The sequence below is a fragment of the Olleya marilimosa CAM030 genome, assembly GCF_000518485.1.
GTDB lineage: Bacteria > Bacteroidota > Bacteroidia > Flavobacteriales > Flavobacteriaceae > Olleya > Olleya marilimosa.
In genome coordinates, this window is the sequence record NZ_JADR01000014.1 from 1 (window position 1) to 14,048 (window position 14,048).

At 29.7% G+C, this 14,048-nt stretch carries 16 protein-coding genes; all 16 read left to right on the plus strand.

Going from position 1 to position 14,048, the window contains the following annotated elements:
• Nucleotides 1–421: 421 nt before the first annotated feature.
• Nucleotides 422–1,012, plus strand: a complete 591-nt coding sequence (locus tag M890_RS0113530) for a hypothetical protein (RefSeq protein ID WP_028284041.1) — start codon at nucleotides 422–424, stop codon at nucleotides 1,010–1,012.
• A gap of 128 nt (nucleotides 1,013–1,140) precedes the next feature.
• Entirely contained in the window at nucleotides 1,141–1,914 is a 774-nt protein-coding gene (locus M890_RS0113535; RefSeq protein WP_028284042.1) for a hypothetical protein, read from the plus strand.
• 271 nt (nucleotides 1,915–2,185) lie between these two features.
• Nucleotides 2,186–2,575, plus strand: a complete 390-nt coding sequence (locus M890_RS0113540) for a hypothetical protein (protein WP_232219155.1) — start codon at nucleotides 2,186–2,188, stop codon at nucleotides 2,573–2,575.
• Nucleotides 2,572–2,889: a hypothetical protein gene (locus tag M890_RS0113545; protein WP_028284044.1), complete on the plus strand. Its 318-nt coding sequence runs from the start codon at nucleotides 2,572–2,574 to the stop codon at nucleotides 2,887–2,889. The genes M890_RS0113540 and M890_RS0113545 overlap by 4 nt, the downstream gene beginning before the upstream one ends.
• Nucleotides 2,890–3,084: 195 nt before the next feature.
• Complete coding sequence (locus M890_RS16780; protein ID WP_157243294.1) at nucleotides 3,085–3,249, plus strand: hypothetical protein; 165 nt, start codon at nucleotides 3,085–3,087, stop codon at nucleotides 3,247–3,249.
• A gap of 6 nt (nucleotides 3,250–3,255) precedes the next feature.
• A complete protein-coding gene (locus M890_RS0113555; protein ID WP_028284045.1) occupies nucleotides 3,256–3,831 on the plus strand; it encodes an ABC-three component system protein in 576 nt (191 codons plus the stop codon).
• A 61-nt stretch (nucleotides 3,832–3,892) separates the two neighbouring features.
• Nucleotides 3,893–4,336, plus strand: coding sequence for an ABC-three component system middle component 5 (locus M890_RS0113560; RefSeq protein ID WP_028284046.1), 444 nt, complete (start codon nucleotides 3,893–3,895; stop codon nucleotides 4,334–4,336).
• Complete coding sequence (locus M890_RS0113565; protein ID WP_028284047.1) at nucleotides 4,323–6,251, plus strand: coiled-coil domain-containing protein; 1,929 nt, start codon at nucleotides 4,323–4,325, stop codon at nucleotides 6,249–6,251. Before M890_RS0113560 ends, M890_RS0113565 begins: the two co-directional genes overlap by 14 nt.
• A gap of 622 nt (nucleotides 6,252–6,873) precedes the next feature.
• Entirely contained in the window at nucleotides 6,874–7,713 is an 840-nt protein-coding gene (locus tag M890_RS0113570; protein WP_028284048.1) for a LytTR family DNA-binding domain-containing protein, read from the plus strand.
• Between the two features lie 103 nt (nucleotides 7,714–7,816).
• A complete protein-coding gene (locus tag M890_RS0113575) occupies nucleotides 7,817–9,031 on the plus strand; it encodes a hypothetical protein (RefSeq protein ID WP_028284049.1) in 1,215 nt (404 codons plus the stop codon).
• A 189-nt stretch (nucleotides 9,032–9,220) separates the two neighbouring features.
• The gene (locus tag M890_RS0113580) at nucleotides 9,221–9,859 is read left to right on the plus strand and encodes a hypothetical protein (RefSeq protein ID WP_028284050.1); all 639 of its coding nucleotides are present in this window, start codon (nucleotides 9,221–9,223) and stop codon (nucleotides 9,857–9,859) included.
• 4 nt (nucleotides 9,860–9,863) lie between these two features.
• A complete protein-coding gene (locus M890_RS0113585; protein WP_028284051.1) occupies nucleotides 9,864–10,223 on the plus strand; it encodes a hypothetical protein in 360 nt (119 codons plus the stop codon).
• A gap of 805 nt (nucleotides 10,224–11,028) precedes the next feature.
• Nucleotides 11,029–11,445, plus strand: a complete 417-nt coding sequence (locus tag M890_RS0113595) for a hypothetical protein (protein WP_028284053.1) — start codon at nucleotides 11,029–11,031, stop codon at nucleotides 11,443–11,445.
• A 248-nt stretch (nucleotides 11,446–11,693) separates the two neighbouring features.
• On the plus strand, nucleotides 11,694–12,467 hold the full coding sequence (locus M890_RS16875; RefSeq protein WP_051437545.1) for a DUF6090 family protein: 774 nt from the start codon (nucleotides 11,694–11,696) through the stop codon (nucleotides 12,465–12,467).
• Nucleotides 12,468–12,615: 148 nt separating this feature from the next.
• On the plus strand, nucleotides 12,616–13,059 hold the full coding sequence (locus tag M890_RS0113610) for a hypothetical protein (RefSeq protein ID WP_157243295.1): 444 nt from the start codon (nucleotides 12,616–12,618) through the stop codon (nucleotides 13,057–13,059).
• 194 nt (nucleotides 13,060–13,253) lie between these two features.
• The gene (locus M890_RS0113615) at nucleotides 13,254–13,601 is read left to right on the plus strand and encodes a hypothetical protein (protein WP_028284055.1); all 348 of its coding nucleotides are present in this window, start codon (nucleotides 13,254–13,256) and stop codon (nucleotides 13,599–13,601) included.
• Nucleotides 13,602–14,048: the final 447 nt, after the last annotated feature.

Consider the following 14,048-nt stretch of genomic DNA (forward strand, 5'->3'; position numbering starts at 1 on the left):
CAAAACGTGTAATACCGAATATAAAAACCACTGATTTTAAGCTAGCTTTAATAGTCTTTAGCTAACGTAAAGTACACAGTTAACCAATTCAGAATTTTAGCCAGATTGTGGATCTAAAAAAACCGATTAAAAGCCTGATAGTTTTTCGCGATTTTTTTTTTAGAATTTTAAGTCAGTAAAAACCAAAAAGTACGTAATACAGAATTTCACTCTGACGTAACAACGACGCAAACCGAATTAGCTTGTTACCCAATAAAATAAAAATTAAAAACTGTAGGCAACACAGCATATAAAAAATTGTTTACTTTAGTGCTCAAGTTATGGAAGTTGCTTATTTACTTACTGCTGAAATTCCTTCGGAATTTCATTGCTCGTAAACACAACTTTCCATATGCAACACGTTGTAACCAATTAGAACAGAATGCTCGGAATTCCATCATACAAACCAAAATTTCACAGAAGTGGGCAGAGTTTTAAAGATGAGTTTGAAAAAACTCTGAACGAACTAATTGGAAAAAAAATCGAGCGTTATTGGTTAATGTGGGACTTAAATGAAGATGAATGGTTAGCTGATGGACCAGTAGTCCTTGAAATTGACGGACAAAGATTTGAATTTACGGCTTATCAATTGGACGATTTTAGTATGACTATAAACTCGTTTGAGCTATCTGAAAAACTGGATTGGTATGGAAGTGGAGATGAAATGCCATTAACTTGGAAAGAAAATCCGAAAATAGAATTAAGTAAAAATCTAAATAAGGTAATTACTGATATTAATATTTTGACATATGATTTTTATCAAAAGAACAACGAGTCGGAGTATATTCTTGTCGGAATAGAATTCGTTTTGGAAAAGGAATCTGAATCTGAATCTGAATCTGAATCTGATAAAGATAACTTCTTTTCAATTTACAATGGACTTGACCAAAATGAACTTAAGAACACGGAATTACATATAGCAAATCAAATAAAACGAATAAAAATAACTGGTTACAACAATGGCTATAAGTAATTGCTTGTTCTCGCCTACTTCTGAAAATCCTCGCGGATTTTCAGTTTGGTGTGTACTTGCAAAGTTAAGTGCTAACCCACGCAACTACTCATAGCCGAGACCGTTACAAGCAAGCTAAACACTAAAATATGACAGAATTTACCGAACGATATAAAAAATTGTCGAACGCAGAATTATTAGAAATTTTAGCAAACTCAAAAAATTACCAACCAATTGCAGTTGAAACGGCGGAAAAAGAATTCGAAAACAGGAATTTATCTAAAATAGAAATAAATAAGGCTAAATCAGAAATAAAATCGAAGCAGGAAGAAAAACTAAATATAATTGAAAAAAGAAGGCAAACTGAAGTTAAAGTAAAAGAGACAGCTTTCAAGTTTTTCGACACGATAAATCCAATTCAAAACGAAATTCAAACGCCCGAAAAAATAATAAGGTTAACTACTCTTATTATCGGAGGATTAGCAATCTTCAGTATATTTAAACAATTTAGTATGCTTAAATATATGTTTACTGATGGTCTTGACAAATGGGATTTAGGTATGTTAGAATATTTCTTTCCTTTAATCCTTTTGCCATTATCCATTATTCTATTTTGGAAACGAAAAAAAATTGGTTGGATTTTATTATCAATCTTTTTGAGTTATTCAGCAGTAAATTCACTCATATTTTTTTTTAAGAATTTAGGTAGACAACCATCAGGTATTCCTGCTCTCGAATCATTATTCCCATCAGTTTCGCCAATTGTTTATTTAATGAATTTATTGTTTTTTGGCGGAACACTTTGGCTAATTTGTAAAGAAGATTTACGACACATTTATAAAATATCTAAACAGACAATGTTTCTAACAATCGTACTAACAACAGTTATAACCTTAATTTTAATTTACGCAATTATCGGATAATGAATATAATTTTCAGCATTTTTAAATGGATTTTGATAATATTATTTTTTCCGTTATCATTAATTTTTGTTGCCTACTACAAGCAGAAGAAGTCAAAAAAAGAATACTATCAACGTGAAAGAAAAGCCAGCTTGTAACACCGTGTATAATTAATTGCTTTGGTCGTTGATTATTTGGAAAATTCCTTCGGAATTTTCTCGCGTTCGTTTTTGTTTACTAAATTAGTTGCTGAAACACGCAACTAACCATACACAAAACCGTTGGCAACAATTTGAGAAAACCGAAATCCGAATCTGAATTTATCTATATGAATGAAATTTCTTTACTGACTTTCGATAAATTATTTGACTTAATAGAGGATAACCAATTTGAAAACGAAATTGACAAAAAGATTGCGGAAAAAATACTAAAAGCAGAAAGAGATTGGAATATATCACTCGAATCCTTAAATGATTTTATAACTGTACTGGAAAAAGAAATTGGCGGAACTGCTACCAAAACAAGTCTGAACAAACTCTTGAAAAAATATAATCAGAATATCGCTCAATATGCTTGGGAATCAGAAAGCGTGAGTTATTTATTAGATATTTTTGACTTAACCAAAAAAACCGAATTAAGAATTATATTTAATGAATTGACAGAAAAACTGAAAACGGAATGAAAGCACTTAAAATCTATTCTATTTTAGGTTCCATAATAATTTTAGCAGATTATATTTATGGGTTTTATGCAATGGGAAATCCAGATTTCCATTATGACAATACTGACCCAATTACAGGAATATCAACATACCCATTAAAAAATGACCAAATTTTAAGGCCAATAGTTCTGTTTATTACTTTTTCTTCTATCATATTAATTCTATACTATTTATTTAAAAGACAAAACCAAAATAAAGTTTCTAAAATTATATTTAGTGCACTACCAATATTGATTACTATTTTTTGCTATGGCTTTCTTTGTAAAATACTATAAGTTGGAATTAAGACTGAATAAAAACTGTTGCCAACACCGTGTATAATTAATTGCTTGTTTTAAGCCTACTTACGAACATTCCTGCGGAATATTCTATCTGTGATTTATTTGCTAACTTAGTGCCTTAATCACGCAACTAACCATACACAAGACCGTTGTAGCCAATACGAGAAACGAACCAATAAAATTGAAACTATGGAATTTATTACAGACAATTTAAAAGAAATAATACTTGCTATCATCGCAATTTCAGCTGTTGGAATTGTTGTTAAAATCCGTAAAAACAAAAAATCGAATAAAGTAACTCAAAAGAAAAATAAAGTTGGTGGAGATATGGCAGGAAGAGACATCAACAAGTAATCGTAAATGAGTAAAAAAGAGATAAGTCAATCTAATAATGACGTAGAAGGTGATTTAGCTGGAAATGACATTAATAAGCAAACCTATAATATAGGAAGAACATCTATTGGTGGTAAATCACAATTAGAGAAACTTTACGAAAGACTTGAAAAAGAAAGAGAGAATTCAGCTGTTTTTAGTGAGATAGTTGATGAACTATTGCATTTTAAAAACAATGCAGACGAAACTGAATTTATTGGTCTTGAAAAAAAACTTGAAAACGGAAATAGAACTAGCTATTTAAATTTTGCTGAAAAGTCAAAAGAAAAATTCGCCAAAAAACTTTTGCGTAATGAACATTCAGAAACTGCGCAACATATTTACGCTTTCTTGCTCGCTAAAGTCTATTCAAGTTTTGAGTTTAATGTAGCACCTCGAATAAAAGAAAATCATCCAGAAATTTTTATTAATGAATTAGTAAAACAATTTATCATTAATCCATTAGAAGAAATATTAGGTGAAAATTTATTGAGAATCTACGATGATGAAATTAATGGAATGATATATTTTTTAACTGGTAATTGTCATATAAAATGGGACTAATATGTTAATCTACAATCAAGCATACGATTTGTATCATACAATGTTTAGGATTCTTCAAATAATGGAGAAAACAGAAGAAATCATTGAAATTGATAAATTAAGAATTTTAGACTTCTATTTAGCTTTTCCAAGTGAATTAATGGATATTAGAAGCTTTAGAGGTTTTAAAAAATATGAAAAATATATAAAAGCAGAAAAAAACAGATACGAAAGAGTAATTGACAGAAAAAGATTATTCTTCAAAATGGAACATATCCAGTTATCTGCAATTAAGGCCTTAATTTCATATGGCATATTTGATGCAGAAGAATTTAAAAAAGGAAATATTAAAAAATCTTATGAAAAATTATCTGAATCTTTAAATTCAAGAATTCATTTGGCAAATGAAGAAAACCCAAATTTAATTACTTTAATTACAGGTCCATTATCATCAATGAATCTTTTTGGTCATCTAGGATTAAAGGAAAGAACTAACCTAATAGAATTTAAATATGACTCAATATAATCCATTTTTAAAATTAAATAGACTTTCCATTTTTACTCACGATGGTAAAAGTGCATATGATGAAGAATTTCACGATGGTGTCAATATAATTAGAGGTCATAATAGTTCCGGAAAATCAACAATTGGTAATTTTATCTTTTTTGTTTTAGGTGGTGATTTTAAAAAATGGACAAAAGCATCATTAGCTTGTAATGATGTATACGCTGAAATTTTAGTAAATACAGAACCTATAACAATCAAAAGGACTGTTTCAACCTCTGGTAACCAACCAATGTCAATTTTTTGGGGAACTTATGAAGAAGCAATAAAATCTTCAAGCGAAGGCTGGCAAATATTTCCTTATAGAAGAAGTGAAAAAAGTAATAAAAAAAGTTTTTCAAATGCTTTATTTCTATCATTAGGATTTCCAGAATTAAGAGGCGATGTTGATAGCAATATTACAATGCATCAAATACTTCGTCTTTTGTATGTTGACCAAAAAAGTTTAACCCTTGATTTGTTAATGACAGATACGTTTGATTCTGCAATTACTAGAAAAACTATTGCTGATTTATTATTTGGTGTTTATGATGATTCTTTATATTCAGATAAAATTGCACTTCGAGAATCAGAGAAAGACTTTGACATAAAGAAAAAACAATTTGAAGGAATTGAACAAATATTTAAATCAAGTGATACTGAAACCAATCCAGAAATTATAAATGCGCTAATCGAGGAAAATTATAATCAACTTAATAGTATTGATAATTATTTAAAAAAGATTTACAATGAAGAGGAAAATACAGATTCAAAAAAAGAGGAAAATAATGAAAAAGAACTAAAAATTGTTTCAATAAAAACACAGATTCTTGCTACTAGACAAAGTTTATCTGTTTTACAATCAAATATTAATCAGTACGAATTTGAATTAATTGATTCAGATGATTTTATAAAAAGTCTTGAAAAAAGAGCAGTTGCTTTATCAGATTCAATACTAACAAGAGAAACATTTGTTGATATAAAAATGAATCATTGTCCTAATTGCTTATCGCAATTAGAACCTATATTAGACGATAATCATTGTGAATTGTGTAAGCAATTGTTACCAGAAGATAAAGGCTCTTCCCAAATTAAGCGAATGCAACAAGAAATTGATAATCAAATAAGAGAATCAAAAAAACTCTATATCCAAAAAGAACATACATTATTAGAACTAAAATCTAGTTTTCCTGCTTTAGAACAAAAAGTTAGAGGATTACAAAGAGAGTTAAATGAAGCACTTTCAAGTGTTAAAACAGAACGAAATCAAGAATTAGATAGCCTTTTAATTAAAAAAGGCGAACTAGGTTCAAAAACTGATTATTTAATTAAACAATTAAAAGCATTAGAACAAATTGAAGTATTAAAAAAAGAACTAAATACTTTAAGAATTAAAATTTCAGCTTTAAAAACGAATATTTCAATTAAAGAAGCTGAACAATACAAAAGACTTAAAAGCGCATATCAATTAATTCAAGATTATAGTTTAAGACTATTACATAGTGATTTAGGAAGACAATCAGAGTTTAAAACAGGAAAAAATATTAAACTCGATTTTGAAAAAAACACATTCACTTTAGATGGCGAAAATAATTTTTCTGAAAGTTCAAATGTGTACTTAAAGAATAGTGTCAGATTTGCTATTTTCTTTGCTTCTCTTGAAAAAGAATTTTTCAGATACCCAAGATTCATTTTGTGTGACAATATAGAAGACAAAGGAATGGAACCTATTAGAAGTCAGAGTTTTCAAAATGAAGTAGTTAAAATATCAAGCGAGATTAAAGTAAGACATCAAATTATAATTACAACATCTATGATTTCACCTGAACTTGACAATTCTGATTTATGTGTTGGAGAATTTTATAGCGAAAGTAATCCAACATTGAAAATCGAATAAAAAGTACTGGCTACAACAACGTGTATAATTAATGGCTAGTCCTCGCCTACTTACGAAAATCCTCGCGGATTTTCTATTCGGTTTTTATTTGCTAAATTAGATGCTTAAACACGCCACTAATCATACACAAAACCGTTGCCTACAATTGCAAAACTCAATTCAAAACGTGTAATACCGAATTTAAAAACCACTGATTTTAAGCTAACTTTATTATTCTTTAGCTAACGTAAAGTGCACAGTTAACCTATTCAGAATTTTAGCCAGATTGTGGATCTAAAATACCGATTAAAAGCCTGATAGTTTTTCGCGATTTTTTTTTTAGAATTTTAAGTTATTAAAAGCCTAAAAGTAAGTAATACAGAATTTCACTCACAAGTAACAACAACGTAAATCGAATTAGCTTGTTGCTCAAAAAAGTAAAAATTAAAAACTGTAGGCAACACAGCATATAAAAAATTGTTTACTTTAGTGTCTTAATTATGGAAGTTGTTTATTTACTTACTGCTGAAATTCCTTCGGAATTTCATTGCGCGCAAATCACAACTTTCCATATGCAACACGTTAGGCATAATTAACGAGCTGTTTAAAATAGAATAAATTAGATTATTAGGTATAAAAAACAATGATTGCACTAAATAAAACTATAGCCTATACTAAAAACTGGAAACATACTTTTTTGATTGCGTTAATATTAGGAGCATTAATTCCAGTTTTGTTAATGACCTTAGAACCTTTTGATAACAGCAATAATTTCTCATTCAAATATTTAATTCTTTCTGGTTATGCACTTTGCATCATAATTCCTATTGTGCTTGTTCACCCTATTGAAAATTATGTTTACAAAATTCAAACGAAACGTTGGTTCGTAATAAATGAATCTCTATATATCATAGTAACACTCATTTTAATATTTCTTTTCTCTTTTTTCTATCATTTTTATCTAATTAGTGGACTACCTTCATTTACTTCCGAAGCCATATGGGATTTTATAAAATCATTTGGAGTGCCATTTATACCTATTGTAGTGCCATTATGGCTTTATTTACGCTCTAAATATGGCTCAATTGAGGTTCCGTTGTACGATAAAGAAAACACTAAAAGAAACAAAACCATAACTATTATTGGGAACAATAAATCTGAAACCTTAACAATTTTTGAAGCAGATTTTATTTTCGCAAAAGCACAACAAAATTATGTAGACGTATACTACAAAACAGAAAATGGAATGCAACAAGAAACATTTCGCAACACACTATCAAATATTATGAAACAATTGCCTGAAGCTTGGCAAGTACATCGTTCTTATTTAGTAAATCTAGATTACCTTGAATCTGTAGAAGGAAATACTAGAAAGCGTTTTATAAGGATTTCTGCAACAGAAGAAACTATTCCAATTTCTCAAGTTTACTATAAAGCCTTAAACAAAAGGCTTTCAAATTCGTCCCTGTCGTGTCAAAACTAGCCCAAATACTTCAATTTTAACCCAAAAAATTCAAGCTAGTCACACTCTTTTTTTGCTCTTGTTTTTTTGAGTTCTCTTTGTTGAGAACTTAAAAAACAAACAAATGAAAACGAGTAACCTTTTTATCCTAATAATTTCAATAGCACTACTCGCAAGTTGTTCTTCTAGTAAATATGTAAACTATTTAAAAGAACATACAGAAGTGGTTAAAATGACAGATTCTCTTCAGTTTAATTCACTTAATGAGGATTTTTACAAAAACAAACTCTTTCTAGTTGGCGAGGTACACGAGGTTGAAACATCCCCAAGAATTGACTTTGCGGTATTTACTCAACTTAATGAAAAAGTAAAAGTTGATATTTATTTGGCTGAAATGGACATTGCGCAAGGCTACTATCTGGAAAAATATTTGAAAGGGTCAAATGAAATTGAACTCAAAAACATACTCAAAGAATGGCCAGTTTATATAGGAACTATCTCTCAGCAATACAGAAATAAATGGAAAAAAATGAGAACATATTATGCTCAACTTCCTGAGAACTCAAAATTTAAACTTGTTGGCATCGATAGAATTGCAGATTTCGAACTGATTCGAAAATTATTAAAAGAAAAACTACCAAAGAAATACCATAACAAGATTCATAGTAAGAATGACTCTTTAATTTCTTGGTCTAAAAATGAACTCAATAAAATTCTGGAAAAAGAGAAATCACAACTAGATGAAAATACACTGAATTTACTGAGAAATATAGAATACAACATTTCTAATTATAGAAAAACAAGAAGTCGGGATACGTTTATGCATCAAAATTTTAAAAGATTACACGCACAAAATCAATGGGGAAACAAGAATATTTATGGCGGATTTGGTTTTTCTCATACACTACAAGCATATAGCTATACTTTTGCTGGACTAATAAAAAAAGACACTACACTGCCATACACCAACAAAATGGTTAGTCTCAACACCTTGTATTTAGACTCTAAATTAACCGTAGATAGCAGTGCATTACCTAAATTTATGCAAGATAAAGGCAAAGCGTTTACAAAATTTAAATACTCACAAGACAATAGGCTTTTTATGTACATAAAAGGTATAGCAGACTATAAAAAGGTAACAGAACCAAACACAATAAGTTTACTTAAATTAGACGCCCTAGGTTCACCTTACTTAAATTCAACAAGAGGAACTAAAGTTAAAAAGCTCATAACTATTTGGGATGCTTATGATATCATTGATGGCACATCTACTACTGACTATGCTCAATATATACTATTGGTTCGTAATGCAGACTGGATTCAACCTGATGAAAAATAACTATGCCTAACAATGTATAAAAGTAATAGCGGTTTGGGTTTTAATCCAAACCACTATTGCATTTAATTGAGTATATTGTTGTCTGAAAAATGGTTGCATATTAATCCGCTACTACTCTTATACTAACCGTTGTACATAATGCCCGAACTTACGTAAAAGAAGGAATGATAAAAACCAAATTATAACTATATGAATGATTTATTAAAAGATTGTGTTGAAGAAGTTTTTACAGATGAAAACTTAAATACTTTATGGTTAAATAGACAATCTAAACAAGATATTATTGGATTAGAAACTGATTTACCAATACGTTACAAACTAAATGACAAAGGAACAAGAAACATTGAATTAATGTTACAATCTCAATTTGGCTTTTATTACAAGACAATAGCATTAGTAGAAGATACTAATATTCTTTTTCCAAGACAATTTGATGCACTTACTAATCAAATTGATTTTAAAGGTTTTAAAAAATACGGAATGAAATCAGAAATCAATGTTATGATTGGAGCATTTTCAATGGAAAGTCTCAGTTATGCAATAAAAAGCGAGGATGTAGATGAATACACCACAAACGGTGGAAAACTGGAAATGGTAAAAGCATTCGACGGTACAATGCAAACTTTTGTAAAAACAGAAGATAGTTTTGCAATATCAAGTTTTAGTTTGACAAGCGGATTGTACTCAAGCGAATTGGATGGTGAAGCAGTTTCTTCATTTAATTTCACTAATGGTAATTCAGGAGTTTACCCAACTAACAATACACATCAATGGTTGGAAAGGTTGGTTCCACAAAGATTAATGGAAATATTTACAATAGAAAAATAAAAATATGGAAAGTATTAAAGAACAAATGAAAATGCCAATATCATTAGATTTGCATATGACAATTTCAAAACTATCAGAAAAGGAAGAAATTGATAAAGATATGGCACTTGAAGCAGGTTCATATGTTTCTGCTCAATTTATGAAAAGTATTCAACAAACAAATTTCGAAGATGACAAAGGCCCTATTTCCAAAGAACAATTAAACGCTATTTGGGAAAATGTTGCTGAATTTTATAGTGAAAGTTTTAAAGGTCAATTTGCACAATCAGATTTTGATACAATAACCCAAAAAACAATGCAAATCGTAATGTCACCAAATTCAGAAAAAATCATTTCTGATTATTTTGACAAATTAATGAAGTAAGAGTTTTAGGAATAAATTATTGCGTATAAATATTAAAAAGCACTATGTACAACAACGTATATAAAAAATAGCGGTTTTGTTGCTTAGACGAAAGATAAATAATAAAATAACGGTCAGTTATAAACCGAAAAGTTAGTGCTTAAAAATCCGCTACTTTTCATATACAAGACCGTTGCCTACAATTGCAACGCTCTAATCAAAACGTATAAAACCGAAAATAAAAACCACTGATTTTAAGCTAACTTTATTAGTCTTTAGCTAACATAAATTACACAGTTAACTAAATTCAGAATTTTAGCCAGATAATGTAAAAAAATATGGTTTTCCGATATTCACTCTGACGTAACAACGACGCAAACCGAATTAGCTTGTTGCTCAAAAAAGTAAAAATTAAAAACTGTAGGCAACACAGCATATAAAAAATTGTTTACTTTAGTGTCTTAATTATGGAAGTTGTTTATTTACTTACTGCTGAAATTCCTTCGGAATTTCATTGCTCGTAAACACAACTTTCCATATGCAAAACGTTGGCATCCATTTGAACGCCAGTTACAAAGATACAAATTTTTTAAAAAATAATATTGAGAAATGGCTATAATAAATTGTCCTGAATGCAACAATAATGTTTCTGATAAAGCTGAAAAATGTCCAAAATGCGCTTATCCTATTAAAAAAGCGGAAAGCAATGAAGGTTGCTTTCTTCAAACACTTAATGTTGGTTGTGTAATGACTTTTTCAGTAATAGCAATTATATTGATTTTTATTTTAATAATGTCATTGTTTTCTTGATTTTAAAAATGTAATTATGAAAAAAAATATTAGAAGTGAAATACTCAACCGAATACTTTCATTATTGTTGATGCAAGAAAATCCAACATTCAACTCTCTTTCAAACAATGGAAATGAATCGGAATTCATTGACTTGAACGAGATAATAGCTTTAATTCCAGATTATGATATTGAGGATTGGATGCTTAAAGAATTTAAAAAAGAGTTGTTATTTAAAAAATATATAGATGAAAATTATTCGGGTCTTGTAAAAATATCTGAAACAGGAAAGGAATTTATACGAAAAGGAGGTTATAGAAGCGCAGATAAAAAAGAACACGAAGAAGAAACCATACGTGAAAAAACAATAGAATCATTCAAGTATGGAGAATATGGATTTTACATTTCAATTATTGCTCTAATAGTTTCCGTAATAGCGCTAATATGGAAATAAATAATGCTATTAAACTTGTATAAAAATGGACTTTAGGGCTTTTAGAAATCTTAAACCACCAAGTTTTAACTGACTGAAAAAAAATAAAAACGTATGCCAACACCGTATAAAATTAATTGCTTAAACATTTTTTACTTTGGAAAGGACTATCCTTACTCAAAGTAGTTGCTAATTTTTTTATTCGTGCTTGCATACGCAACTAATCTTATACAAACACGTTGTGCTTCATTATAACCAACCACTAACCAATGATAAAGTTCTTTAGAAAAATTAGACAAAAACTACTCTCTGAAAATAAATTTAGTAAATATCTGATTTATGCAATAGGAGAAATAATTCTTGTTGTTATTGGGATTTTGATTGCATTACAGATTAACAATTGGAATGAAAACAGAAAGAATGAGGATTTGGAATTGTCGTATCTTAAAGGGATACAAAGCAATCTCGTAAATGATATTGATGAACTTGAAAGGCTTTTTAAAGGAGATACGCTAAAATTAGATGCGTTATCTGTTTTATTAAGGGCTACGGAAACAGGCGTAGAAAATTCGCAGGTTCAATCCTATATTTCAAATTCACTCTTTGTGTCAAGAGAACATTGGTTTGAAGGGCAAAACGTTGTTTTTGAGGATATGAAATCGTCTGGAAAACTTAACCTTTTGCAATCAGAAAGAATTAAGCTATCAACTCAAATTTACTACAGGCTTTTTGAAGAGACTATAAAGCATGAAGATATTAATAACCAATTTTACAGAAATTATATCAAAAATAATTCTGAATTGGTCAAAGTGTATCCTTTAGTAGAAGAAATGTTTCCAAAGAGATGGAAATCAGGTATAAAACCCGTAAAGTTTTCATCTACATACTTCGATTTATCCGAAACTGAAAATGATAAAGTACTTGATAACTACAGTTTGATGAAATCAAGATTATACAGTTCTCACATGGCACGCTTACGTCTATACCAAAATGCAAAACAACTTGAAGAATTAATTGAAGTATATCTAGAAGAAAAAAAATAACGAAAGCACAACAATGGCTATAAGTAATTGCTTGTTCTCGCCTACTTCTGAAAATCCTCGCGGATTTTCAGTTTGGTGTATACTTGCAAAGTTAAGTGCTAAACCACGCAACTACTCATAGCCGAGACCGTTGGCAACAATTACAAAAATGAATAGAAGAAAAATTTGGTTTTTTAGTTCTTTAATCGTGACTTTTTCCGCGATTATATTTTTAGTTACGGGCTCTTCATTATTGATGATAGCATTGGATGATGCTAATTCTATTCCTCTTGGAACTTTTATAACTTGGGCTGGAATGATTGCACTTCCATTATCTGGATATTGGGGAATAAAAGAGTTACGCAAGCCATCGGAAAAACTGAACAGAATTCTCTCTGGATTCATTAAAATCATTATTATTTTGGGAATTCTTTGGGTACCAGTATCATATCTACTTGCCGGCAATCTCTCATTTTCATTTTCGGAAAAAGAAACATTTCAAGGTGGACAGGATGCAATGAAATGGTTTTGGCGCTTAAGTTATGGAATCGGAATTGGTTCAATTTTGACAATTATTATCTATTGGGTTTCGCTGATTTTAAAAAAAAAATAAAACTGTTGCCAACAATGTATAACCGCAATTACGGCGGATTCGATTACGTCCGAATCCACTCGGAATTGCAGAAGTCAGTTCTGAACCGAAAATTAACGCATATTAACCCGTAACTGACGGTTATACAAAACCGTTGTATGTAATGTGAGCAACGAATTATGAAAACACAATTTGAACATTAAAATAATAGAATTATGAAAAAAATATTTATTACAGTAGGTCTAATTTTTGCGCTAGGAATGAGTAGCTATGCGCAAGAAGAAATAAAAAGCGAAAATGAATTAACCTATTCTGCAGATGAATTAGTCAAACTTGACTCTGATAAAAAAACGATTACTCTTATTGGAAATGCTAATCTAAAAACTAGTGTATTTGAATTTGTGAATGCTGAGAAAATTATTATTGATAAAAAAAATCAAGAAGTATTAGTATTTGGAGCTTTTAAAGTCAATCTGAATGGAGGAACAATAAGTCAAGAACCTGAATTAAAAAAGCATCAATTGAGATATAAAATAGGAGAAAATATTGCGTACGTAGAATAAAACACTACATACAACACCGTATATAATTTATTGCTAGTTCTAGCCTACTTACGAAAATCCTAGCGGATTTTCTATTCGGTTTTTATTTGCTAAATTACATGCTAAACCACGCAACAAACCATATACAAACACGTTGCCTACAATTGCAAAACGCAATTCAAAACGCGTCATACCGAATATGAAAATCACTGATTTTAAGCTAACTTTATTAGTCTTTAGCTAACATAAAGCGCACAGTTAACCAATTCAGAATTTTAGCCAGATAATGTAAAAAAGTATGGTTTTCCGATATTCACTCAGACGCAACAACGACGTAAACCGAATTAGCTTGTTGCTCAAAAAAGTAAAAATAAAAAACTGTAGGCAACACAGCATATAAAAAATTGTTTACTTTAGTGTCTTAATTATGGAAGTTGTTTATTTACTTACTGCTGAAATTCCTTCGGA